Source organism: Achromobacter sp. PD1, assembly GCF_048541815.1.
Classification (GTDB): domain Bacteria; phylum Pseudomonadota; class Gammaproteobacteria; order Burkholderiales; family Burkholderiaceae_B; genus Achromobacter; species Achromobacter bronchisepticus_A.
In genome coordinates, this window is sequence record NZ_CP183349.1 from 2,496,333 (window position 1) to 2,518,611 (window position 22,279).

A 22,279-nucleotide genomic window follows, 5' to 3' on the forward strand; every position below is an offset into this window, starting at 1 on the left:
GCGGCGGTTCCGTCCGCATGCCTTACCTGCAAGGAGTCCACATCATGCACATCGCGATTCAATCCTTCGGATCCGCCGCCCGTACCGCCATGCCGCCGTTGCGCGGCGCCTTGATCGCGTCGGCAGCCGCGCTGGCGCTGGCATGCGCTCCGCTGCCGTCGCTGGCCGCCACCGCGCAGCCCTCGGAACAGAAAGAGTACGTGCCCGACGTCGGTCAGGACGGCAAGGACGTCATCTGGGTGCCTACGCCCCAGGCCTTGGTCGATACCATGCTGGACATGGCCAAGGTCACGCCCAAGGACAGATTGATGGACCTGGGCTCGGGCGATGGACGCACCGTCATTACCGCGGCCCAGCGCGGCCTGACGGCCCAGGGCATCGAGTACAACCCGGATCTGGTCGAACTGTCGCGCCGCAACGCGCAGCGCGCCGGCGTTGCCGACCGCGCCACCTTCGTGACGGCGGACCTGTTCGCCACCGATTTGTCGCAGGCGGACGTGATCACCATGTTCCTGCTGTCGACCATCAACGAAAAGCTGCGGCCCAAGCTGCTGGAACTGGCGCCGGGCACCCGCATCGTGTCGAACTCCTTCCGCATGGGCGATTGGGAGCCGGACGCCGAGGAAACCATCCGGCAGGACTGCAACACCTACTGCACGGCGCTCCTGTGGATCGTGCCCGCCAAGGTGGCGGGCAACTGGGAGGTGGACGGCCAGCCCCTGCAGCTGGAGCAGCGCTACCAGCGCCTGTCGGGCAAGCTGGGCGGCGCGCCGATTTCGGAGGCGCGGCTGAACGGCGCCGAGATCTCCTTTGTCGCCAACGGCGTGCGCTATACCGGGACGGTGAACGGCAAGCAGATGAACGGCAGCGCCGCCGGCGGGGGGAGCTGGTCGGCCAAGCGGGTGTAAGGCCGGCGCGGGCGTGTCATGCGGCGTGGCGCCAGGCCATCAAGGACGCTTCCACATACCCGATTTCCTGAGCCGTCATGCCTGCCATGCCGTAATAGCGCTGGCGCTGCGCCACCACCTCGCGCACGTGCTCCAGGATGCCGCGCGCGACGGCTTCCGAGCGCAGGCCGAAGCGCCGGTACTCGCTCAGGCAGTTCTGGAATGAGCTTTCGCGGCCGGCCGCGCCGATGTGCAGGTAGTGCCTGGCGGAGCCTTCCTGCGTGACCACGTCGAACAGGGGCGACAGCCGGTAGGTCTGCGCGCCCTCGTCCTTCACGAAGCCGACGTTCTTCAGGTGGTCGTCGGTATTGTGGACGGCCACGTTCAGGACCATGCGCGCGTACAGCTCTTTCAGGTCCTGCACCGGGTTGGACGAAATCCGGCGCGTGACGTCCGCCAGCCGCGCGTAGGAATACGTGGCCTTGCCGCGCGCCTCGTCGAGCTCGCGCTTGCCGATCTGCGCCGAGGGGCTGATCAGCGCTGCGCCGCTGAGGAAATGGCGGCGCGCGACGATCGGGGTTGCGCCCTGCCCGGCCGGCAGCAGTTCGCGGTCGAAGCGGTGCGTCAGCAGGACCGCGCCCAGATGCGTTTCAGCCAGGCGGATCTCGGGCACCGTCATGCCGATGGCGCGCGCCATCTGCAGGTTGGCGTACTCGACGCGCTGGCGGTCGTAGGAATCCCCCTTGCGCGGAAACTTGGCGATCCACATTTCGCCGCGCTCGTCGCGCACGATGGTCTTGGGGCGCGCGCCGCCGATGTCCCAGGAACTGCCCAGGATGTCGCGGTACAGGCCCTTGGGCTTGACGCCCTGGTCGATGTCGGCGAGCAGGTCGGCAAGCGATTCCACCTGGCTGAGTTCCGGCAGGCGGTAGGTCTTGCGCATGTTCGGCGTGAGCCGGCGGGCGCTGAAGAACAAGGCCCCCACGCCCATGCCGCGGCCCTTGAGCAGCACTTCGTCCTCGGTCACGCGGGCGCCGGCGTTGTCCACGCGCATGACGTTGCGGCCCCAGGCGTCGGGCGCGGCGTCAAAGATCGCGCCCAGCGTTTCGTAGCGGCTTTCGGTGCGGAAGGTGGTGCGCGCATCCACCAGCGGCAGGTTCAGCGGATCCAGCGCAAAGGCGCGCGGGTCGTTCACGTAGGACTGCACATAGGTGAATTCGGCGTAGAAGCGGCTTTCGTCCGAATCGTCCAGCGTCAGCAGGCCGGCGAGCACGGCCTCGCCGCGGATGTCGACGTAGACATACAGCTCGCTCTCCACCGATTTGTGTTTTCTTGCTTTCACGATTTGCGTGGCGCTATAGCTGGGTAGGATCGGCGCGGTGCGTGTTGGGCGTTTTGCCGCTGCCCCGGCTGGGCCGGCGCACCGCGTCCAGGCGTTTGCCTACGCCGTCCAGGTCGGGGTCGCCCAGGGCGTAGACCTGCTCCGCGTAGCCGTACTGCAGCAAGGCTTCAATGGCCAGCGCCAGGGACACGCCGCCGTCGCCGCGTTCCAGGCGCGTGACCGTGGCGCGCGACACGCCCATGCGGGCAGCCAGCATGGACTCGGTTTCGGCGCGGCGCAACCGGGCGGTGCGGATGTTGGCGCCAAGGCGCGCAAGCGCCATGGCGGCATCGAAGCTGGGTTCGATCTTCTTTTTCATGAATCAATAATAGTGCGTTGCTTGGTAATTTGCACTATTAATGAGTCATTTTTGTATTTAAGAATGCTATTTTAATAAGGCGTAGCCAAGTTTTATGCCTCATTAATGGATCATTCCGGGTCACACCACCACTGCTTGCTCCAGCCGCAATCCGCCACGCCCCGTGTCCAGCGTGACCTGTGCGCCCAGCGGCAAGGTCAGGTTCGGATCGCCATGGCCGCTGGGCCATCCCGCCAGCACCGGAATGCCGCGCGAGCGGAACTGGTCGAGTAGCAGCGGGTACAGCAGCCCCTGCGCCTGGGCATCGTCGCCCGGCACGCCCAGGATGCGCGTGAAGTTGCCGACCAGCACTCCCTTGAGGTCATCGAACTTGCCCGCCGCAGCCAACTGGCTCAACAGCCGGTCGATGCGAGGCAAGGCTTCGTTGACGTCCTCGATGAAAAGAATGGCGCCGCTGGTGTCGATTTCGCTATCGGACCCGATCAGTGCGCCGATCAGCGCCAGATTGCCGCCGATCAGCCGTCCGGTCGCCGTGCCCGGTATCAGTTCCGCCGTGGCGGTGGCGTAAGGCGGCGGCGTGATCCACGCCCCCTGCCCCACCTGGCCGCTGATCATGGACAGCAGGTTCGATTCGGTGGGTTCGCGCTTGCCGGCCAGCAGGTCCTGCGCCAGCATCGGCCCGTGGAACGTGACGAAACCGGCGCGGCGCTGCATGGCCAGGTGCAGGGCCGTGATGTCGCTATAGCCGATGAACGGCTTGGGGTGGCGGCGCAGCAGATCGAAGTCCAGCTGATCCAGCAGGCGCCAGGAACCAAAGCCGCCCTGCAGGCACCAGACGGCGCCGATATCGGGCGCGGCGAACGCCGCATGCAGGTCGGCCAACCGGTCGGCGTCCGATCCCGCCAGATAGTCATAGGGGGCGTCCAGCCGTGAACGCGCGGCCGGCATGACCTGCGGCACGTAGCCCCGCGCGGACAGCCATTCGGCCGCTTCGTCCGCGGCATCCAGCGCGGCGGACGCGGGCGCCACGATGGCGATGCGCGCGCCGGGTTTGAGCGCGGGCACGGGGGCTGCGGCGCTGCTGACAACCGGGGGCGCGACGGAGCCGGGCTTGGCCGACTGCGGCGCGCGGCGCGGCGCAGGCTTGGGCGCCGCGCAGCCGGCCAAGGCGGCGGACAGGCACAGGGCGCCGGCATTGATCAAGAAACCCCGGCGTCCGGGATCGCGCTGTGGTCGCTGGCCTTGCGGCGCTTGTTCCATGGTCATCCCTGCTGCCGTCAGAAGCGTTCGTAGTCCAGGCGGTAACGCCATTGCCCCAGGCCCAGGCCGGCCATCGGCAGGCGGCCGATGCGAATGCGGCGCAGGGCCTGCAGGCGCAATCCCGCCGCATCGCACACGTACTCGATGAAGCCGGGCGCGGGCGTCTTCAGGGCGAAGCGCAGATGGGTTTCGTTCTGCCAGCTGACCTTCATGGGCGTGGCGGCGCGGCCATCGTAAGCCATGCCGCGCTGCAGGCGCGCCAGGTCGGCGGCGCTGAGCTGGCCGGACACCTGGGCCACGTACTCCTGCTCCACGTAGCGCCCCTCTTCCACCAGCTTGCGGGCGATCGGGTACTCCTGCGTGTAGACGACCAGGCCGCTGGCTGCGCGCTCCAGCGGCGTGACCAGCTTCAGGCCATTGAACATGCGCTTCAGGTAGCGCTGCCCGGAACGGTCGCCGGGCATCAGGTTCTCAGGCAGGATCAGGTCGCGCGCGGAGCCGGGCTCGTCATTGGCGTAAAGGCCGGCGGGCTTGTGCAGCAGTACGGTCACGGGACGCGCGTCTTCCAGGCGCGCGCCCGGCAACAGGCCCACGGACTGGCCGGGCGCCACCCGGTAGCCGGGCTCCTCGACCTGCTTGCCGTCCACGGCGGCCCAACCGCCCTCTATGTAGCGTTCCGCGTCGCCGCGCGAGCAGGACAGTTCGGAGGCCAGACGCTTGGCCAGGCGTACGCTTTCGCTCATCGCGCCACCGCCTTGTGCGGGAAAGCCGCGGGGCCGGGTGTGGAACCAGGCCGTGTATCGAGCCGTGCTTCGAGCCGTGCTTCGGGCAGGGCTTCGGACCAGGAAGAGTAGCCGCCTTGCAGCGGCGCCAGAGGGTGCATCGTCATGAGGTATTGCCGGGGTGTTGCCAGAAAAGCGGGCAATGCGCCCGCGACGTGAGGCAGATGTTACGCCCTTCCCCGGCAGGCTGCCCGGCGCGGCCTGGCTGGCAGCCGATGCCGGCGGCGTTCAGACCGGCGGAAATCCGGCGCGTTCCGCGGGCGTTGCGGCGGGCTCCGTTTCCGCGTCCAACGCGGCGGGCGGCGGCACTTCTTCGATCCAGGCGTTGAGCAGCGTATGGGTCACCGCCAGGATCACCGGGCCGATGAACAGCCCCACGATGCCGAAGGCAAACAGTCCGCCCAGCACGCCCACCAGGATCAGCAGCAAGGACAGATTGACGCCGCGCTTGATGAGCAACGGCCGCAGCAGGTTGTCCAGCATCGCCACCAGCACCGCCCAGACCAGCAGCACCGCGGCCGCCAGCTTCATGTCGTTCTGGAACAGCCAGACCACGCCAGCCAGCATCGGCAGGAATGGCCCCAGCTGCGCCAGGCACAGCATCACCATCAGCGCGGTGAGGATACCGGCAGCCGGCACGCCCGCGATCCACAGGCCGATCCCGCCCAGCCCGGACTGCACCACGGCGGTCACGACGATGCCCAGCGCCACGGCGCGTATCGCCTGCCCGGCAAGCTTTACGGCCGCCAGGCCGCGCTGGCCCGCCAGCCGGTTGAAGAAGCGCCGCACGAAATCGACCGCCACCTCGCCCTTGGTATAGAGGATGCCGGCCACGACCACGGTGATCAGCATGTGCATCATGAAGGCGCCGACGATGGCGGCATGCCCGAGCAGCCAGGCCGCGGCGCTTGTCAGATACGGTTCGAGCTTGGCCAGCAGGCCGCCGGCGCCGGCGTCCGACAGGGTCTGCCATTCCTGCGCGATCTTGGGGCCGACCAGTGGAATGCCGTGGACCCACGCGGGCGGCGCCAGCAGCGCGTAGTCGGGCAGGCTCTTGACCGCCGCCATGATCGAGCTGCTGTGCAAGGCCAGCGTCGAGATCACCTCGTAGAGCGGCAGCACGATGACGAACAGCAGGATGACCAGCATGGTCAGGGTACCCATCCAGCGCCGTCCGCCGCAATAGCGCTGGATCGCCAGCATGACCGGCCAGGTCGCGACGACGATCGTGGTGGCCCAGACCAGGCCGGGCAGGAACGGGCGCAGGATGTAGACGCTGCCTGCCATCAGGCCGGCCAGGATCACGATGACGAGGATGATGCGGGCGAGATCGACCGTCTGGCGTGGAAGAGGATTCAACCGCGGCTCCTGACAGGGCCGGCAGCCCTGATCTGTGGCGCATCGATGCCGGCGGGGCGTCTGCCGGATGGGTGCATGCGGATGCGCCTGTGGCGAATTTATCCGAAAAACCCGCGGACATACACCGTGGCGGCCCGCAAGCGGCGCCGCCTCCGGCTAGCGCGGCGTCCCCGCGCCGTCGCCCGCGCCCTGCGCGCGCACCAGCGTATAGGCGATGTAGTACTTGAAGATATTGCTCACGTATTGCACGGTTTCGCGCCCGATGCGCTCGGCCGCCACCCGCTCCACATTGTCGAACCAGACGTTCGGGTCCAGTCCGCTGGCGGCGGCTTCCTTGCGCAGCTGGTTGATCCGGCCGGGGCCGGCGTTATAGGAAGCGAAAGCGAACAGCCCCTTGTTCAAGTCCGTCATGGGCTCTTTCGCGTAGTACTGGTCGATCATGAAACGGATGTACTTGACGCCGGCGTGTATGTTGAACTCCTCGCGCCGGATATCGCCTACCTTCAGTTCCTTGCCGGTGGCCGGCATGATCTGCATGACGCCTATCGCCCCGACCGAGCTCTTGGCATCCTGGTCCAGTCGCGACTCCTGGTAGCCCTGGGCCATCATGAGCAGCCAGTCTATGTTGTATTCATCCCCGTACTTGCGGAAGAACTCCGCCAGGCGGTGGAATTTCTCGATTTCCTCGGGGTCGGTGGCGCCCTTCACCCATTTCACGGATTTCAGGTACTTGGTGAGCTGCTGGTTGCCGAAAGAGGTGCCGACGCGGTTCTTCTCCATGAAGGGGTTGAGCACCGCCGCGAGCTTGGGCGAGTTCTTGCGGAAGGCGAAGGCGATGTCGTTGCCCTTGTCGATCTCCAGGTTCGCGTAGACCTTGATCTGCGGGAAGATCTGCTTCCAGAAATTGGCCAGGTAGCGGTCGGCGACGGTGTACTTGACCAGATCCGCGCTGGCCATCTCCAGGATGTCATCGGTCTCGAAGTTGCCGGGCGCATCGCGGATGACGGCGGGCTTCAGGCCTCTGGCCTCCAGATCCGCGTTCAATGTCTTGACGCTGCCGTAGTAGCTGCTGACGGGGTTGATGAAGATTTCCTGCCCGGAAAGATCGTCCAGCGACTTGAGCTCGGGCGCGCCTGGCGAGGCCACGACCAGCTCCGGCACGCCCGACGCCAGCGGCGTGGAAAAATCGACCAGCTTCCGGCGTTCCTCGGTGACCGTCAGGTTGGCCGCGACGATGTCGCCCTTGCCCGCCAGCAGATCGGGAATCAGGCGTTCGCGCGAGGTCGGCAGAAGCACCACGTACACGCGGATGTTCTTGTTCTTGAGCTGCCGGTTCAGGTCGTTCTCGAACTCGGTCATCATCTCGGCGATGATGCCGCGCTGCGTGCCGCCCTTGTCCAGGAAATACAGGGTTTTGTTGTAAGGCACCAGCACGCGGACCTGCCGGCGCTTGACCATGCCGTCGAAATCCCCGGTCCAGGGCTTCATGTTGTAGGCCAGCGCCAGCGGGTCGCCTTTGCCCTTTGTCGCCTGGGTATACCCAGGCGATGGAGGCAGCCACAGCAACAGCGCGCAGAGCATCGAGGCAATCACGCGAAATGACATAGTTCCTCCGGCTGGCCGGGTTACTGCGTCGCTATATATATGTGCCGCGTGGCGGGGCGCGTTGCGCGCTTCGCCACGCCTATAACAATAATCCGAATCGGGTCGCCGGGGGCATGCAGCGCATCCTTTTGCCGCGAACCTCGAACCGTGATGCGCCAGGCGGCGCGCGCGGCGCTAGGACCCGGGATGCTCCGGCCGCGCCTGCCCCGGATCCTGCCGCTGGACTTGCGCCAGCAGATGCCGGGTCAGTTCGCCCAGTTGCTCATCCTTCCCTTTCAACTGCGCGAGGTAGTCGGACGCGCGTTGCTCGGCCGCCGCCAGCCGGAATTCCAGCGCCATTTCGCGTTCACGCGCTGCCGCCCGCGCCGCGCTGGCCGCGGCCTGATCGGCTTGCTGGCGCGCTTGCAGGGCCTGGGTCTCGCCGCCCGCAGCCTGCGCCTTATGTTCGGCCTGGCGGCGCAGCTCCTGTTCCTGCTCCAGCGCCTTGCGCGCCTGCGCCGCCTGCTGCTGGCTGGCGGCCTGCGCCTCGTCCAGCCGGGTCTGCAAGCGTTTGACGGCGCCGCGCTCGCTGTCCAGTTCGTTCAGCCAGCGGCGCTCGTGGGCAGTGTGCCGGGTTTCCAGCGCGTCGAGCGCCTGGGCATGCTGGGTGCGGATCTTTTCGCTTTCCGCCTGCGCCGCCTGCGTGGCGCCGCGTGCGTCTTCCAGCTGCAGCTGGTTGCGCCTGAGCAGTTCATCGCGTTGGCGCAACTGCTGTTCGGCCGCCAGCAGCCGGTCTTCGGCGGCGGCCAATTGGGAAGTGGCCACCCTCAGGGCTTCCTGCAGATCCTGTTCGCGATGCGCAAGCTGGGCTTCGCGCTGCTGCAGCTGTTCGGCGTCGGAGGCGAGCTGCTCCCCTTCCCGCGCCAGTTCTTCCCAGCGACCGCGATAGGCCTGTTCCTGCTGCGCGCGGGCCTCGGCCAAGGCGGCTTCCCAGAAGTGCGAGGCCGCCTGCGCTACCGGGTCGGGTACGGCCGCGGGCGCCGCGAACGCGCCCGGGTCCTTGATGCGCGCGCCCAGCGAACGGAACCAGGTTTCGAGATAGGGGCTGACGGTGTTGGGCGAACCCCGGCCGATCTTCTGCCGCACCCGTTCGATGGTGGGCCGCGCGCCCTCCAGCAGCAAGGCGTCGGCGGCGGTCCAGACGTCAGTTTCGGTAATTCCGGTGGCCATGCGCGTGCTCCGTGCCGGATTCGGCAACTGTAGGATAATTACTCGCGATAATGGAACCTTATCGTGAGTAAATTGATATTAATGTTAGATATCATACAGCATACATAATAATATGTATGAAATATGATTTTCCCCACCCTTTTCAACATGACACAGCTGAAAACGCAGGCGCCGCTTCCCGCTCTGGACCCGCTGACCCTGGACGCCCAGGCCGACGCTGCCGCCCGCGCCTTGATGCGCGAAGGCAGTTCGGCCAACACGGTCGCCAGCTACCGCGCCGCCATCCGCTACTGGAGCGCCTGGTTCGAACTGCGCTACGCCCGTCCTTTTGCCCTGCCCTTGCCGGAAGCCGCCGTGGTCCAGTTCGTGGTCGACCATGCCCAGCGGTCCACCGAGCAAGGCCTGAAATGGGAATTGCCGCTGGCGTTGGACCAGGAGCTGGTCCGGCTCAAAGCCAAAGGCAGGCTGGGAGCGCCCAGCCTCAACACGCTGCTGCAGCGCATCTCCGTGCTGTCCAAGGCGCACGAACTTCAAGGCCACCCCAACCCCTGCCGCGCGGCCGCGGTGCGCGAACTGCTTGCCAGGACGCGGCGCGCCTACGCCCGGCGCGGCGTCGCGCCCGCCAAGAAGGTGGCGCTGACGCGCGAACCGCTGGAGGCCATGCTGGCCACCTGCGACGGCTCGCTGCGCGGGCTGCGCGATCGCGCCCTGCTGCTGTTCGCCTGGGCCAGCGGCGGGCGCAGGCGCTCCGAAGTCGTGCACGCCACGATGGAAAACACGCGGCGCACGGCCGAGGGCTTTCTGTACGCGCTGGCGTATTCCAAGACCAACCAGGCGGGCGCCCACCGCGCCAACGACCAGAAGCCCATCGTGGGCGTGGCTGCGCAGGCGCTCGATGCCTGGCTGCGCGCCAGCGGCATCACGCAAGGTCCGCTGTTCCGGCGCGTGCGGCGCGGCGACGTGCTGGGTGAGCCGCTGGCCGCGGCCGCGGTGCGGGACATCGTGCTGGAACGCTGCAAGCTGGCCGGCCTGGAAGGCGAGTTTTCGGCGCACAGCCTGCGATCCGGATTCGTGACCGAGGCCGGACGGCGGAACGTGCCGCTGGGCGACACCATGGCCATGACCGGACACGCCAGCGTGGCCACCGTCATGGGGTACTTCCGCGCCGGGGCGGCGGCCGAATCGCCAGCGGCCCGGCTGTTGGACGAGCCGGACGCCCCGCGCGGGTAAAATCCCGCGCACTCGCCGCAACCCGAATCCTGCCCGACACGATCTTCATGCGAATCAACCTACGCGGGCTGGTGCTTGCGCTTACCGTATGCAGCGCCCTCGCCGCCACCGCCAACGCCCTGTATGCCAGTTATCGGGTGCAGCGCGAACAGCTCATCGCCAATACGCTGGAATCCAACCGGGTGTATGCCGCCAAGCTGGCCGAGAGCGCGGGCACTTTCCTGGAATCGGCCCTGCAGCAACTGGAGTACAGCGCCCGCCATGTCGCCTGGCGCTTCGATGCGCCGGAGGTCCTGAACGCGGAAGTCGCGCGCCTGCGGGAGCAGACGGACAGCTTCAACTCGGTCGCCATCATCCGCGCCGACGGCGTCATGGTGGCGGCCAGCCAGGCCATCCGCAGCTTCCAGGGAACGCGGGTCGACAACGCCGCCAGCCGCATGGCGCTGCAAACGCGCAAGCCCCTGATCAGCAAGCCCTATGTATCGGTCGCCGGCAACCTGTTGATCAACGTCTCGTATCCCATTCATTCGGAGAGCGGCGTCTACCTGGGCTATGTCTCTGGCACGATCTACCTGCGCAACGAAGGCGCCCTGCACAACCTGCTGGGCAAGCATCCGTATCAGGACGGCTCCTATCTGTACGTGGTGGATCACGAGGGGCGGCTGATCTATCACGCCGAGAGCGGGCGCGTTGGCGAGGACGTCACCGGCAATCCCGTGGTGGCCGCGGTGATGCGCGGCGAAGACGGCGCGCAGCGCCTGATCAACACGCGCGGGGTGGACATGCTGGCCGGCTACGCCCATGTTTCGCGCAGCGGCTGGGGCGTGATCGCGCAGCGCCCCGCGCTGGCCACGCTGGAGCCCTTGCACGATCTCATCTGGGCGCTGATCCGCTATGCGGCGCCCTTCGCGCTGCTGTTCCTGCTGGCCATCTGGTGGTGCGCGCGCAAGATTTCGCAGCCGCTATCGCAACTGGCGACCAACGTCGAGCACCATGACATGGCGGTGGCCATGCAGCGGGTGCGCTCGGTGAAAGCGTGGTATTTCGAGGCGCAGCGCCTCAAGCGCGCAGTGATCCGCAGCTACACCAACCTGCAGGACAAGATCGGCCAGCTCAATCAGGCCAGCATCACCGATCCGCTGACCGGGCTGCGCAACCGCCGCGGCATGCGGCAGGCGGTGGACGCGCTGCAGGCGGCCGACACGCCCTTTGCCGTGATCGCCTTGGACATCGACCATTTCAAGCGGGTCAATGACACCTACGGCCATACGGCGGGCGATGAAGTGATACAGGGAATGGCGCAGTTGATGCGCGACTGTTCGCGCCCGACCGACATACTCTGCCGCAACGGCGGCGAGGAGTTCCTGATCCTGCTGCCCACGGCGGGTCCCAGGGAGGCCTCGGGCATGGCCGAGCGCCTGCGCAAGGCGACGGAGATGCGCCGCTTGAGCGGCGCCCCGGAAATCACGGTGTCAGCCGGCGTGGCGCACTGGCCGGCGGGCGGCGCGGATGTGGAGCCGGTTTTTCAGGCGGCCGATGCCGCGCTGTACGCGGCCAAGCAGCAGGGGCGCAATCGCGTGGTGACGCACGCGGGCTGACGCCCCTGCCCGCCCGGCGGCTATTTCAGGGTTGTGGCAACGCCCGGTCAGGCGTCCTGGTCTTCGGCGGCATCGGCGTCCGCGGCAACGGTCTTGATGTCCGCGTCCTTATTGGTCTCGGGCGCCTTCCAGTCCAGGGGAGGAATCTCGAATTGCCACTTCTTGCCAACGAGTTGATGAGACATGAACGTTCTCCTGTTCAGGACGCATGGCTTTCCCCCGCGCAAAGCGCAATGCATGAGATTCGTGCGTGCCATGGATGCTGTTTCCAATGGATGCCATCGGGGCGCGGGGGGCATGCGCGCAGGCAACGCAAACGAAAATGGCGGCCGCGGCCGCCAGCGACTTTTTCGGCGCTTGGTTTATTGTAATTTTGCCGAAAGTTGATGTATTTTAGCATCATATTGCCTGCAAAAGCAATAGCATCGCCGGCGGCCGCGATACCAGTCCCGCCGCCCTGCCCTGGTGACGTTGACGCAAATCCCCCCGCAGCGTGACGCGATCGCCACTGCCCGGCGGCCAGCGGCCTCAATACACTGGATGCGCACCTTCCCAGGAGACGCATCGTGACTCAGGCTCCCATCGAAGGCGGCTGCGATTGCGGCGCGGTCCGCTACCGCCTCGCCAGCCCGCCCATGTTTGTCCATTGCTGCCATTGCACCGTGTGCCAACGGCACTCCGGCACCGCCTTTGCGATGAACGCGGTGATCGAATCCGACCGCGTGCAGCGCCTGCGCGGCGAGGTGCGCCGCCATCCCGCGGACAAGAACGCCAATGATGGCGAGACCGTCGTGGTCGTGCGTTGCGCGGCCTGCCTCGGCCTGCTGTGGAGCCATCACCCGGGTTACGGCGAAACGGTGGCGCTGATCTACGCGGGCACGCTGGACCGCGCCGCCGACTTCCCGCCTGGCGCGCATTGCTTCGTGCGTTCCAGGCACCCATGGGTGGGCATACCGGACGACGTGCCGGCGGCCGAAGCGTTCTACGACATGGACGCCTGTTGGCCCCTGGCCGCCAGGCAGCGCCTGGACGTCGCGTTGGCCGGCAGCCCGCGCAAGCCCTGGACGCCCAAGGGCTGAGAACCCGCCGCCGCGGCGCGCGGCGCATAGCCGCAACAAACGCTTGCGCGCAGCGCATCGGCCCTGCCCGCCATTCTCGCGGGCTTAGGGATTTCCCCCGTTTTTGCCGAAAAAACGCCTGTTTGGCGCATTGCCCGTGCGCCTGAAAGGTGAACGGAAGTTTGAATTCCTAGACTTCCGCGTTCATTCAAAAGTCAGCTTTTGTTCAGAACGTAGTCAGGCAAAAGCACAACAACGGGAGGACTACAGATGCAATCCAAACGCAGCGCCGCGCGGCGCGAGGTCTGGGCAGCCGGCACGATGATCGTGCTGGGCCTGGGCGCCATCGCGCAGGCATCCACCTACAACATCGGCAGCCTGGCGCGCATGGGACCGGGGATGTTCCCCGCGATCCTGGGCGTGCTGCTGGTGCTGTTGGGCCTGATGATCGCGCGCATGGCGGCGGCGCCCGCGGCACCCGATGAGGACGCCGAAGACGAGCCCCCGCCCGATTGGCGCGGCTGGGGCTGCATCATCGGCGGACTGATGACCTTCATCCTGCTGGGCAAGTATGGCGGCCTGGTGCCCGCGACCTTTGCGCTGGTCTTCATTTCCGCGATGGGCGACCGCCAGCACACGCCGCGCAGCGCGGCGCTGCTGGCCGCCGGCGTAACCGTGCTGGGCGTCGCCGTTTTCTCCTGGGCGCTGCAACTGCAGTTTCCGCTGTTCCGCTGGGGCTGATCGATGGAAATCTTCAACAACCTGATGCACGGGTTCTCCGTCGCCTTCGCGCTGGACAACCTCATGTGGGCCGTATTCGGCGTGTTCATGGGCAACCTTATCGGCGTGCTGCCGGGCATGGGCGTGCTGGCCGCGATCTCCATCCTGCTGCCGCTGACCTACACCATGACGCCCACGGCGGCGCTGGTGATGCTGTCGGGCATCTACTACGGGTCGCAGTACGGCGGCGGGATTACCTCCATCATGCTGAACCTGCCCGGCACCGCGTCGCACGCGGTGGCCTGCCTGGACGGCAATCCGCTGGCGCGCAACGGCAAGGCTGGCTCGGCGCTGTTCATGCTGATGTTCTCGTCGTTCTGCGGCGCGTCGGTCGGCATTCTGGCGATGATCCTGTTCTCCCCTATGCTGGTGGACGTGGCCTTCAAGTTCGGCCCCGCCGAGTACTTCTCCATGATGATGCTGGGCCTGCTGGCCGGCGCCACCTTGGCCAAGGGATCGGCGATCAAGGGCGTGGCGATGGTGGTGGTGGGTCTGCTGCTGGGCGTGGTGGGCACCGACGTCAACACCGGCACGATGCGCTTTCACTTCGGCATCCTGGAGCTGTCCGACGGCCTGCAGATCGTGGCGCTGGCCATGGGTCTGTTCGGCGTGGCGGACTTCCTGAAGAACATCAACCGCATCGGCGGCGACGCCAAGGTGACCACCGCCAAGATCAGCATGAAGTCGATGCGGCCCGAGGCCGGCGACATCAAGCAGTCGCGCGGCGCGCTGGTGCGCGGCACGGCCATCGGCGCGGCTTTTGGCATCCTGCCCGGCACCGGTCCCACCATCGCCTCGTTCATTTCGTATGCGACGGAAAAGAAGGTGGCGCGCGAGCCGCGCCGCTTCGGCCGCGGCGCCATCGAAGGCATCGCCGGACCGGAAGCGGCCACCAGCGCGTCGACCCAGACCAGCTTCATTCCCACCATGAGCCTGGGCATCCCCGGCGATCCGGTGATGGCGCTGATGCTGGGCGCGCTGATCATCCACGGCATCCAGCCGGGACCCCAGATGATGGTGGAGCACGCCGACATGTTCTGGGGGCTGATCGCCAGCTTCTGGGTGGGCAACGTGCTGTTGCTGCTCTTGAACCTGCCGCTCATCGGCATGTGGGTGCGGCTCCTGACGGTGCCTTTCCGCTACCTGTTCCCGGCGGCGCTGTTCTTTGTCTGCGTGGGCGTCTACAGCACCAACAACAATCTGTTCGACGTGGCCATGGTGACCTTGTTCGGCGCTGCGGGCTATGCGCTGATCCGCATGCGCTTCGAACCCGCGCCGCTGTTGCTGGGCTTTGTGCTCGGCCCCATGGTGGAAGAGAACTTCCGCCGCGCCCTGCTGCTGTCGCGCGGCGACCTGACGATCTTCGTCTCGCGGCCCATCAGCCTGGGCTTCGTGGTGGCGTGCGTGGGCTTGATTACGCTGCTGGTGGTGTCGGCCATGCGCCAACGCAAGCAGCGCGCGGGCCTGGCGCAAGCGGAGTCTTCCGCCTGAAGCCTGCCGCTGCGTGGCAACGGGCCGGCTCTTGCGGGGCCGGTCCGCATGCGCTTCAGGCGTCGGGCGCGGCCAGCGGGCCGGCGGAGTGGCCGTCGATATGGCCCAGCGTGCGGCCGGGATCGAGGCGGTCGCGCACGCGCTGCTTCAGTTCCTTGGCCGAGGGGAAGCCGCCATCGCTCTTGCGGTCCCAGATCAGGTCGCCGTTGTAGGTGACCTGGAAGATCCCGCCGGTGCCAGGCTGCAGCACGACCTCGCCCAGATCGGTCGAAAACGTGGACAGGAGTTCCTGGGCCATCCAGCCGGCGCGCAGCAGCCACTGGCACTGCGTGCAGTAATGGATGACGATGCGGGGACGCAGGGCGGGTGTGTTCATAGCTGGGAGATTCTACGCCGGTTCATGGATAATATCGGGTTTTCCCGGGTCCGCAATGGACCCCGAGCCTGCCATGAAGTCTGCATTATCCCCTCGCGGCCAACGCTGGCTGATCGGTCTCCTGATGGGACTGGTCACGCTTACGCCCATGGGCATCGATATCTACCTGCCCTCCTTGCCCGTCATGGCGCAGGATTACGGCCAGCCAGTCTCCGCGCTGCAAGCCAGCATCACCCTCTTCATCTTCGCCGTGGGCGTGGGCCAGGTGCTGATCGGTCCGCTGGCCGACCGCTATGGCCGGCGGCCCGTGGCGCTGGGCGGCGCGCTGGCCTATCTGCTGGGCTCGGCGCTGGGCGCCGCGGCCACGTCGCTGGACGTGTTCTATGTTGCCCGCGTGATCCAGGGGCTGGGCGCGTGCTCGGCCTCGCTGGTCGCCTTTGCCGCGGTCCGTGATTGCTTCAGCCCCGCGGTCGGCGCGCGCGTCTACAGCTATTTGAACGGCGCCTTGTGCACCGTGCCTGCGCTGGCGCCCATGGTGGGCGGCGCGCTGGCCGTGCACGCGGGCTGGCGCAGCACCTTCGTCTTCATGGTGCTGTTCGCCTTGACCCTTGCGGGATTCCTGGCGATCCGCTTCGAGGAAACCCGCGCAGCGCCGCCCAAGCCCCACGGCGCGCTCTACAGCCTGCGCCGCTATGCGCCGATCGCGGCCAGCGGACGCTTTCTGTATTTCGCGGCGTTCGGCATGGCCGGCATGGCGATGATCCTGGTGTTCGTGTCCGCCGCGCCGGTAGTGCTGGTGCAGCAACTGGGCTATTCCGAACTGGGCTTCTCCGCCTGGTTCGGCGGCAACGCGGCGATCAATATCGGCGCCTTCTTCCTGGCCCCTGCCTTCATCGCGCGCTTTGGCCGCCACACCATGGTGCGCGTGGGCATGGCCGCCCTGCTTGCGGCCGCCGCCATGCACCTGGCCGCGTGGCTGTGGCTGCCCCTGTCGGCCTGGGTCTTCATGTTGCCGGTGGCGGTGTTGACCGTGGGCTTTTCGCTGGCGCTGGGGTCCGGGCTGAGCCTGGCGCTGGAGCCCTTCGCCGAGCGCGCCGGCACCGCGGCCGCGGTCTATGGCCTGTTCCAGATGAGCGGATCGGCCGTCATCGCCACCCTCCTGCTGGACAGCGGCATGGCGCCGCAAGCGGCGATGGCGCTGATCGGCGCGGTCATCGTCGGGCCGCTGCTGTGCCTGTCGCCGGGCATGGCGCGGCGTCTGGCGGCGGGCTGACGCCGATCGGCGTATGCCTCTACTATCCAGGGATGGCCCACCCTGGAGACGACATGAACAACGAAGCAGCGACGCAAGAGCCGATCCTGGCGCGCCACGCCGAAGACGGCGTGGTGACGCTGCGCCTGAACCGCCCCGGGCAGTTCAACGCGCTGTCCGAAGGCCTGCTGGCCGCGCTGCAAGCGGAGATCGACGCGCTGTCGCGCGATGCCGGCGTGCGCTGCGTGGTGCTCGAATCCAGCGGCCGGGCGTTCTGCGCCGGCCACGACCTGCGCGAAATGCGCAGCCAGCCATCGCTGGATTACTACCGCGACCTCTTCAGGAAATGCAGCGCCGTGATGCAGGGTTTGCAGGCCTTGCCGGTGCCGGTGATCGCCAAGGTGCACGGCATCGCCACCGCGGCAGGCTGCCAGCTGGTGGCCAGCTGCGACCTGGCCGTGGCGGCCGACACGGCGAAGTTCGCGGTATCCGGCATCAACGTCGGCCTGTTCTGCTCCACGCCCGCCGTCGCGCTCAGCCGCAACGTATCGGCCAAGCGCGCCTTTGAAATGCTGGTGACGGCGCGCTTCATCGATGCCGGCCAGGCCAGGGATTGGGGCCTGATCAACGACGCGGTGCCCGAGGCGCAGCTGGACCAGCGCGTGCGCGCGCTGGTCGACGACATCCTGGCCAAGAGTCCCACGGCCATCCGTTACGGCAAGCGCATGTTCTACAAGCAGCGGCAGATGGCGCTGGCGGATGCCTATGACTACGCGGGCGACGTGATGGCGCGCAACATGATGGAAGCCGACGCCTGCGAAGGCATAGACGCCTTCCTGCAAAAACGCCCGCCGCGCTGGCAGTCCTGATTCAACGCCGCGGGGTTGTCTTGGGGCGGCTGCGCTAGGCCAACGCCCAGCCGCCGGCCGCGGCCAGCAGCACCACCCAGACGGGCGACCAGCGCGCATAGACCAGCAGGCCGAACAGCAGCAAGGCCAGCCCGAAGTCCGCGCGGTCGCGGATGGCGCTGATCCAGACCGGGTCGTACAGCGCCGACAGCAGGATGCCCACGACGCTCGCGTTCACGCCCGCGATCAGGTTGCGCACGCCCGCGCGCCGCCGCAGGCTTTCCCAGAACGGCAGCGCAGCCGCCACCAGCAAGGCGCCTGGCAGGAAGATGGCCGCCAGCAACACCAGTCCGCCAGCCCAGCCCGACAAGGGACCGGACGACATCGCGCCCAGGAAGGCGGCAAAAGCGAATAGCGGCCCCGGCATGGCTTGCGCCGCGCCGTAGCCTGCCAGGAAATCGGCGTTGGAAACCATGCCGCCCGCCACCGAGGCGGATTCCAGCAAGGGCAGCACCACGTGGCCGCCGCCAAACACCAGCGCGCCCGCGCGGAAGAAGCCCGAGAGCTGCTGCGCCAGCGGCATGCCGCTGATCGCCGCCCAAGCCGGCAAGGCCGCCAACAGCAGCACGAATAGCGCCAATGCCGTGTATCCGGCGCGGCGCGAGATCTTCAGCGGCTGCACCGCCAGGGCCGGACGCGGCGGTACCTGCAGCGCGGCCATGCCGGCGATGGCGCCCAGCAGGATCGCGCTCAATTGCCCCAGGGTCGTCGGCATCAGGATGGTGATGAGCGCCGCAGCCACCGCCAGCCCCGCCCGCTCGCGGTCGGGACAGAGCGAGCGGCCCATGCCCCAGACCGCCTGCGCGATGATGGCCACCGCCGCGATCTTCAGCCCATGGATGGCGCCCGACGCGGACAGCCAGCCGAACTGCGCCAGGCCCAGCGCGAAGAGAATCAGCGCGATCGCCGTGGGCAGCGTGAACGCCACCCAGGCCGCCAGCATGCCGGCCCATCCGGCGCGCTTCAGGCCTATCGCCATGCCGACCTGGCTGCTGGCCGGCCCCGGCAGGAACTGGCACAGCGCCACCAGGTCGGAATACGCGTAGTCGTCCAGCCAGCGCCGGCGCTCCACGAATTCCGTGCGGAAGTACGCCAGATGCGCCACCGGCCCGCCGAACGACGTCAGCCCCAGGCGCAGGAAAACCAGGAAGACTTCCAGACAGGAGCCCTGGCCGGGCTGCTCGCGCGTGGCGGTGGCGGGCTTGCTGGCGACATGTTCGTCTTGGTGGGGGGGCAGCGGCGGCATGGGATTCGGCTTCATCGGCAGGCGGGGCATGAGGGTCCTGCCCCCGCCCCATGCTTATAGCCGGGCGCCGCGGCAGATTCAACCGCCTGAACGGGCCGGGCCATATGGCGGGTTTACCTCGCCCGCGCAGCCGCTACAAACAACTTTACAAATACCGTACAAATATCGGCGGACTGCCCGGCGGTATGCCTCTAGCATCGCGAGTCCTCATCCGGCCGTATCCCACATGTTCAAGTTCGCGATCCGCATCTTTGTCGTCGCCGCCATCGGTTATGTCGCGGGGTCGCAATTGGTGGAACGCAGCCTGATGTATCTGCTGGATTCGGTCAGCGCGGATCTGTCGTACCAGGCCGTCCGGGGACAGATGCATGTGCTGCGCAAGGAACTCGATGGCATTGCCCCGGTTGCGCGCGCCGAACACCTGCGCGACGACATCCAGCCGCTCTATGGACTGGGCCTGAGCCTGCTCTCCGACGAGAAGGTCACGCCCAGCGAAGCGGAGCAGCGGCAACTGGCCGCGCTCGGCATGATCATGCGCGACGAGTACAACGTTTACCTCGTCCCATTGTCCGGCGAGCCCAGACAGTGGCTGGAAGTCCGCCTGCCGCGCGCGCCGGTGCTGGAACGGTGGGTCACCGTCGGCGTATGGGCCGCGCTAAGCCTGATCGTCGGGATCATCCTGCTGCTGCTCTGGGCGCTGCCCCTGTGGCGTGATCTGGACCGGCTGCGCAACGCCACGCTGCGCATGGGCCAGGGCGAACTCGGCGTGCGGGTGCGGCTGTCGCGGCTGGCCGGCATGCGGCACGTGGGCGAGAGCTTCAATCAGATGGCCGAGCGCATTTCGGCGCTGGTCGAAAACCAGCGCAGCCTGACCAACGCGGTCTCGCACGAATTGCGCACGCCGCTGGCGCGCCTGTCCTTCGAGGTCGCCCTGCTGGGCCAGGACCAGCACCAGCCCAAGCGGAATCAGATACTGCGCGACATGCAGGCCGACATCTGCGAACTGGAAACGCTGGTGGCCGAACTGCTGGTCTATGCGCGGCTGGAGCGTCCCAGCGACGACTCCGTCAGGCTGGAAACCGTGGACACCTGCGACTGGCTGGGCGAAGCGCTGGCCCAGGTGGCGCACCAGGCCGAGGCGCGTGCGATCCAGTGCCATGTGCATCGCGACTACCCGCCGCGCGTGCGGCTGCATCCGCGCTACATGAGCCGGGCCTTGCTGAACCTGGTGCAAAACGCGGTGCGCTATGCCAGCCGTCACGTGGAGGTCAAGCTCACCCAGTGTCCGGCGGGCGGCTTCGAGCTGATCGTGGACGACGATGGCGGCGGCATCGCGCCGGCCGACCGCGCGCGGGTGTTCGAACCCTTCATCCGCCTGGACGAAAGCCGGGACCGCGGCACCGGCGGCGCCGGCCTGGGCCTGGCCATCGTCTGGCGGGTAGCCGCCAGCCACGGCGGCGGCATCGAAATCCACGACAGCCCCCTGGGCGGCGCCCGCTTCGTGCTGCGCTGGCCGGCCTGAGCATGGCCCAGGCGAAAACTGCATTTATGGCACTACCTTCCTGGGCCAAGCCGCGGCATCCTGTCAGCACGAGATTCTGCTCGGCAACACGCATCGAAAAGGTAGGAACATGAGCCAGCGTTTGAATTATTTCCAGGTGTCCGAGGAACAGTCCAGGAAGTACCTGGAATTCAGCATGTCGCTGAAGAAGACCCCCATCGTGCAAGAGGTCGGCGAACTGGTGGATATCCGCGCCTCGCAGATCAACGGCTGCGGCTTCTGCCTGGACATGCACGTCAAGCAGGCCCGCATCGCCGGCGAGCGCGAGCTGCGCCTGCATCACATCGCCATCTGGCGCGAGTCCACGCTGTTCTCGCCGCGCGAGCGCGCGGCGCTGGCCTGGACCGAGGCGGTCACCACCCTGTCGGCGCAGGGCGTATCGGATGCGGTCTATGACGAGGCGCGCGCGCAGCTTTCTGAGAAGGAGATCTCGGACCTCACCCTGCTGGTGGTCGGGATCAACGGCTGGAACCGGCTGAACGTGGCGTTCCGCACCGTGCCGGGTTCGGCCGATGCGGCCTACGGCCTGGACAAGGCCGGGCTGAACTAAGGCTGCATCAGCTGCAATATGCGCAGGCCCAGTTCGCGGGCCTGCGCCTGCGTGGCAATATTGGTGAAGCTGAGCAGCAGCGCGGATTGCGGCTGCGGCGCGGCGCACCAGCGCGACAGCGCGCCCGCATACATGCCCTGCTCTTCCATCCGCCCGGCCAACGCCACGTCGCTCTGGCCGGGTTCCAGACGCGCCACCAGATGCATGCCGCCGGGCTGCGGTTCGATCCGCAGGCGCTGCCCCAGCGCATCATGCAGGCCCGCCACCGCCGCCGCGCGCCGTTCCGCGTACAGCTTGCGCATGCGCTGGATGTGGCGGGCGAAATGGCCTTCGGCCATGAAGGCGCTCAATATCGCCTGGGTCAGGCCCGGCGCGGCGCCCGCCTGCAGGCGCGCCGATAGCGCGAAGCGCGCGGCCTGCGCCTCGGGCACCACCAGATAGGCCAACCGCAGGCCGGGAAACAGCACCTTGCTGAAGGTGCCCGCGTACAGCACCCGCCCCTGCGTATCCAGGCTCTTCAGGGCAGGCAGCGGGCGGCCGACGTAGCGGTATTCGCCGTCGTAATCGTCTTCCACGATCCAGGCTCCGCAACGCTCGGCCCAGTCCAGCAGCGCCTGCCGGCGCGGCAATGACAAGGACATGCTCAAGGGGCTTTGATGGGCAGGCGTCACCACCGCGCCGCGCGCCCGTCCCGCCCGCTCGATGCCGGCGCCGACCATGATGCCGTCCTGGTCCACCGGCACGGGTACGGGTTTCAAGCGCGCCTGCTCCAGCAGCGCGCGGGTCGGGGGATAGCCTGGATCTTCCATCCAGACCTGGTCGCCGGCTTCGAACAGCGTCTGCAGGATCAGCGCCATCGTGCTGTTGTAGCCGGCCGTGATGAACACCTGCGAGGGCTGGCAATGGATGCCGCGCGCCACCTGCAGATAGGCGGCGGTCGCGCCGCGCAGGGCCGGCAGGCCGCCATGGGGCGGATAGGCCAGGTCCGTGGCCTGCAGGCCGCGCAACTGCCTCGCGCCCAGGCGGGCCCAGAGCTTGCGGGGAAATTCATCCAGCGCCGGCAGGCCCATCTGGAACGGCCGCAAGCCCGAAGGCTCGCGCCAGCCCGGGCCGTCGCCGGGCGTCTCGGGCGGAATGGCCACGGCGGGCGGCGGCGCGTGCTGGGGCTGCAGGTCGGGCGCCACCACCGTGCCGGCCTGGCCGCGCGCCTGGATATAGCCTTCCGATGCCAGCAGCGAATACGCGACCTCCACCGTGCCGCGCGCCACGCCCATTTCCTTGGCCAGCGCCCGCGCCGACGGAATGCGGTCGCCCGGCTTGAGCGTGCCCTGCGCGATGGCGCCGCGAAAGCGCTCATAGACTTGGCGGTACAGGGGCTCGGCGCCGTCCGGCGGCGCCGGCGGGTCCTGTGGCTGCGGGCTGATCAT

At 67.5% G+C, this 22,279-nt stretch carries 21 protein-coding genes and 2 pseudogenes; 11 read left to right on the forward strand and 12 right to left on the reverse strand.

The features are described 5' to 3' along the window. The first annotated feature begins 44 nt into the window (after nt 1-44). Complete coding sequence (locus tag ACM1PE_RS11740; protein WP_251880139.1) at nt 45-908, forward strand: SAM-dependent methyltransferase; 864 nt, start codon at nt 45-47, stop codon at nt 906-908. Nucleotides 909-924: 16 nt separating this feature from the next. Here the strand turns inward: ACM1PE_RS11740 and ACM1PE_RS11745 are convergent, their stop codons facing one another. The 8 genes from ACM1PE_RS11745 to ACM1PE_RS11780 all read right to left on the reverse strand — a co-directional run bounded on the left by ACM1PE_RS11745 (nt 925) and on the right by ACM1PE_RS11780 (nt 8,802). Continuing rightward, nucleotides 925-2,229 (reverse strand): type II toxin-antitoxin system HipA family toxin, encoded by a 1,305-nt coding sequence (locus ACM1PE_RS11745; protein WP_419343350.1) that lies wholly within the window; start codon nt 2,227-2,229, stop codon nt 925-927. A 13-nt stretch (nt 2,230-2,242) separates the two neighbouring features. Continuing rightward, the gene (locus ACM1PE_RS11750; RefSeq protein ID WP_419343352.1) at nt 2,243-2,587 is read right to left on the reverse strand and encodes a helix-turn-helix transcriptional regulator; all 345 of its coding nucleotides are present in this window, start codon (nt 2,585-2,587) and stop codon (nt 2,243-2,245) included. A 120-nt stretch (nt 2,588-2,707) separates the two neighbouring features. Continuing rightward, nucleotides 2,708-3,652 (reverse strand): S66 peptidase family protein, encoded by a 945-nt coding sequence (locus ACM1PE_RS11755; protein WP_419343832.1) that lies wholly within the window; start codon nt 3,650-3,652, stop codon nt 2,708-2,710. Between the two features lie 212 nt (nt 3,653-3,864). Further along, complete coding sequence (locus tag ACM1PE_RS11760) at nt 3,865-4,590, reverse strand: RNA pseudouridine synthase (protein ID WP_280015537.1); 726 nt, start codon at nt 4,588-4,590, stop codon at nt 3,865-3,867. Then, nucleotides 4,587-4,736 (reverse strand): hypothetical protein, encoded by a 150-nt coding sequence (locus ACM1PE_RS11765; RefSeq protein WP_306632670.1) that lies wholly within the window; start codon nt 4,734-4,736, stop codon nt 4,587-4,589. Before ACM1PE_RS11765 ends, ACM1PE_RS11760 begins: the two co-directional genes overlap by 4 nt. Nucleotides 4,737-4,857: 121 nt before the next feature. Further along, nucleotides 4,858-5,988, reverse strand: coding sequence for an AI-2E family transporter YdiK (gene ydiK, locus ACM1PE_RS11770; RefSeq protein ID WP_059376105.1), 1,131 nt, complete (start codon nt 5,986-5,988; stop codon nt 4,858-4,860). A 156-nt stretch (nt 5,989-6,144) separates the two neighbouring features. Beyond that, nucleotides 6,145-7,593 (reverse strand): transglycosylase SLT domain-containing protein, encoded by a 1,449-nt coding sequence (locus tag ACM1PE_RS11775; RefSeq protein ID WP_306632669.1) that lies wholly within the window; start codon nt 7,591-7,593, stop codon nt 6,145-6,147. 174 nt (nt 7,594-7,767) lie between these two features. Further along, a complete protein-coding gene (locus ACM1PE_RS11780) occupies nt 7,768-8,802 on the reverse strand; it encodes a DNA-binding protein (RefSeq protein ID WP_419343354.1) in 1,035 nt (344 codons plus the stop codon). Nucleotides 8,803-8,949: 147 nt separating this feature from the next. Here ACM1PE_RS11780 and ACM1PE_RS11785 point away from each other — a divergent pair, with 147 nt between their 5' ends. Both ACM1PE_RS11785 and ACM1PE_RS11790 read left to right on the forward strand, forming a co-directional pair. Then, nucleotides 8,950-10,032 (forward strand): site-specific integrase, encoded by a 1,083-nt coding sequence (locus tag ACM1PE_RS11785; RefSeq protein WP_419343355.1) that lies wholly within the window; start codon nt 8,950-8,952, stop codon nt 10,030-10,032. 47 nt (nt 10,033-10,079) lie between these two features. Beyond that, a complete protein-coding gene (locus tag ACM1PE_RS11790) occupies nt 10,080-11,630 on the forward strand; it encodes a sensor domain-containing diguanylate cyclase (RefSeq protein ID WP_419343356.1) in 1,551 nt (516 codons plus the stop codon). A gap of 47 nt (nt 11,631-11,677) precedes the next feature. Here ACM1PE_RS11790 and ACM1PE_RS11795 read toward each other — a convergent pair whose 3' ends face one another. After that, nucleotides 11,678-11,815 carry a hypothetical protein gene (locus ACM1PE_RS11795; protein ID WP_165867865.1) on the reverse strand — a complete coding sequence of 46 codons (138 nt, stop codon included), beginning with the start codon at nt 11,813-11,815 and terminating at the stop codon, nt 11,678-11,680. 381 nt (nt 11,816-12,196) lie between these two features. Here ACM1PE_RS11795 and ACM1PE_RS11800 point away from each other — a divergent pair, with 381 nt between their 5' ends. The 3 genes from ACM1PE_RS11800 (at nt 12,197) to ACM1PE_RS11810 (ending at nt 14,959) form a co-directional block, all read left to right on the forward strand. Then, complete coding sequence (locus ACM1PE_RS11800; RefSeq protein WP_059376095.1) at nt 12,197-12,709, forward strand: GFA family protein; 513 nt, start codon at nt 12,197-12,199, stop codon at nt 12,707-12,709. Nucleotides 12,710-12,958: 249 nt separating this feature from the next. After that, nucleotides 12,959-13,429: a tripartite tricarboxylate transporter TctB family protein gene (locus ACM1PE_RS11805; RefSeq protein ID WP_059376093.1), complete on the forward strand. Its 471-nt coding sequence runs from the start codon at nt 12,959-12,961 to the stop codon at nt 13,427-13,429. 3 nt (nt 13,430-13,432) lie between these two features. Further along, nucleotides 13,433-14,959 (forward strand): tripartite tricarboxylate transporter permease, encoded by a 1,527-nt coding sequence (locus ACM1PE_RS11810; protein WP_419343358.1) that lies wholly within the window; start codon nt 13,433-13,435, stop codon nt 14,957-14,959. Between the two features lie 55 nt (nt 14,960-15,014). Here ACM1PE_RS11810 and ACM1PE_RS11815 read toward each other — a convergent pair whose 3' ends face one another. After that, nucleotides 15,015-15,335: a SelT/SelW/SelH family protein gene (locus ACM1PE_RS11815; RefSeq protein ID WP_059376089.1), complete on the reverse strand. Its 321-nt coding sequence runs from the start codon at nt 15,333-15,335 to the stop codon at nt 15,015-15,017. A 73-nt stretch (nt 15,336-15,408) separates the two neighbouring features. On the opposite strand from ACM1PE_RS11815, the gene ACM1PE_RS11820 reads away from it, so the two are divergent. Together ACM1PE_RS11820 and ACM1PE_RS11825 are read left to right on the forward strand one after the other, a co-directional pair. Then, nucleotides 15,409-16,608 (forward strand): multidrug effflux MFS transporter, encoded by a 1,200-nt coding sequence (locus ACM1PE_RS11820; protein WP_419343359.1) that lies wholly within the window; start codon nt 15,409-15,411, stop codon nt 16,606-16,608. 53 nt (nt 16,609-16,661) lie between these two features. Continuing rightward, nucleotides 16,662-17,456 (forward strand): enoyl-CoA hydratase, encoded by a 795-nt coding sequence (locus tag ACM1PE_RS11825; protein WP_419343360.1) that lies wholly within the window; start codon nt 16,662-16,664, stop codon nt 17,454-17,456. Nucleotides 17,457-17,490: 34 nt separating this feature from the next. On the opposite strand, the gene chrA is transcribed toward ACM1PE_RS11825, so the two are convergent. After that, on the reverse strand, nt 17,491-18,741 hold the full coding sequence (chrA, locus tag ACM1PE_RS11830) for a chromate efflux transporter (protein ID WP_419343361.1): 1,251 nt from the start codon (nt 18,739-18,741) through the stop codon (nt 17,491-17,493). A gap of 532 nt (nt 18,742-19,273) precedes the next feature. Here chrA and ACM1PE_RS11835 point away from each other — a divergent pair. The 3 genes and pseudogenes from ACM1PE_RS11835 to ACM1PE_RS11845 form a co-directional block, all read left to right on the forward strand. Continuing rightward, a pseudogene (locus ACM1PE_RS11835) lies at nt 19,274-19,732 on the forward strand (histidine kinase dimerization/phospho-acceptor domain-containing protein); the annotation flags it as partial. Between the two features lie 225 nt (nt 19,733-19,957). Further along, nucleotides 19,958-20,263 (forward strand): annotated as a pseudogene (locus ACM1PE_RS11840) (ATP-binding protein); the annotation flags it as partial. Nucleotides 20,264-20,372: 109 nt separating this feature from the next. After that, nucleotides 20,373-20,852 (forward strand): carboxymuconolactone decarboxylase family protein, encoded by a 480-nt coding sequence (locus tag ACM1PE_RS11845; RefSeq protein WP_059376081.1) that lies wholly within the window; start codon nt 20,373-20,375, stop codon nt 20,850-20,852. Here the strand turns inward: ACM1PE_RS11845 and ACM1PE_RS11850 are convergent. Beyond that, complete coding sequence (locus ACM1PE_RS11850) at nt 20,849-22,279, reverse strand: PLP-dependent aminotransferase family protein (RefSeq protein ID WP_419343363.1); 1,431 nt, start codon at nt 22,277-22,279, stop codon at nt 20,849-20,851. The two genes, ACM1PE_RS11845 and ACM1PE_RS11850, sit on opposite strands and share 4 nt — an antisense overlap.

What these genes read in the sequence shown, in the direction of transcription:
- ACM1PE_RS11795 (WP_165867865.1), bottom strand. Translation starts at nt 11,815, where the DNA reads ATGTCTCATCAACTCGTTGGCAAGAAGTGGCAATTCGAGATTCCTCCC.
- ACM1PE_RS11780 (WP_419343354.1), bottom strand. Translation starts at nt 8,802, where the DNA reads ATGGCCACCGGAATTACCGAAACTGACGTCTGGACCGCCGCCGACGCC.
- ACM1PE_RS11785 (WP_419343355.1), top strand. Translation starts at nt 8,950, where the DNA reads ATGACACAGCTGAAAACGCAGGCGCCGCTTCCCGCTCTGGACCCGCTG.
- ACM1PE_RS11815 (WP_059376089.1), bottom strand. Translation starts at nt 15,335, where the DNA reads ATGAACACACCCGCCCTGCGTCCCCGCATCGTCATCCATTACTGCACG.
- ACM1PE_RS11790 (WP_419343356.1), top strand. Translation starts at nt 10,080, where the DNA reads ATGCGAATCAACCTACGCGGGCTGGTGCTTGCGCTTACCGTATGCAGC.
- ACM1PE_RS11750 (WP_419343352.1), bottom strand. Translation starts at nt 2,587, where the DNA reads ATGAAAAAGAAGATCGAACCCAGCTTCGATGCCGCCATGGCGCTTGCG.
- ACM1PE_RS11845 (WP_059376081.1), top strand. Translation starts at nt 20,373, where the DNA reads ATGAGCCAGCGTTTGAATTATTTCCAGGTGTCCGAGGAACAGTCCAGG.
- ACM1PE_RS11810 (WP_419343358.1), top strand. Translation starts at nt 13,433, where the DNA reads ATGGAAATCTTCAACAACCTGATGCACGGGTTCTCCGTCGCCTTCGCG.
- ACM1PE_RS11760 (WP_280015537.1), bottom strand. Translation starts at nt 4,590, where the DNA reads ATGAGCGAAAGCGTACGCCTGGCCAAGCGTCTGGCCTCCGAACTGTCC.
- ACM1PE_RS11765 (WP_306632670.1), bottom strand. Translation starts at nt 4,736, where the DNA reads ATGACGATGCACCCTCTGGCGCCGCTGCAAGGCGGCTACTCTTCCTGG.
- ACM1PE_RS11825 (WP_419343360.1), top strand. Translation starts at nt 16,662, where the DNA reads ATGAACAACGAAGCAGCGACGCAAGAGCCGATCCTGGCGCGCCACGCC.
- ACM1PE_RS11820 (WP_419343359.1), top strand. Translation starts at nt 15,409, where the DNA reads ATGAAGTCTGCATTATCCCCTCGCGGCCAACGCTGGCTGATCGGTCTC.
- ACM1PE_RS11775 (WP_306632669.1), bottom strand. Translation starts at nt 7,593, where the DNA reads ATGTCATTTCGCGTGATTGCCTCGATGCTCTGCGCGCTGTTGCTGTGG.
- ACM1PE_RS11850 (WP_419343363.1), bottom strand. Translation starts at nt 22,279, where the DNA reads ATGATCAGCCCGCAGCCACAGGACCCGCCGGCGCCGCCGGACGGCGCC.
- ACM1PE_RS11740 (WP_251880139.1), top strand. Translation starts at nt 45, where the DNA reads ATGCACATCGCGATTCAATCCTTCGGATCCGCCGCCCGTACCGCCATG.
- ACM1PE_RS11805 (WP_059376093.1), top strand. Translation starts at nt 12,959, where the DNA reads ATGCAATCCAAACGCAGCGCCGCGCGGCGCGAGGTCTGGGCAGCCGGC.
- chrA (WP_419343361.1), bottom strand. Translation starts at nt 18,741, where the DNA reads ATGCCGCCGCTGCCCCCCCACCAAGACGAACATGTCGCCAGCAAGCCC.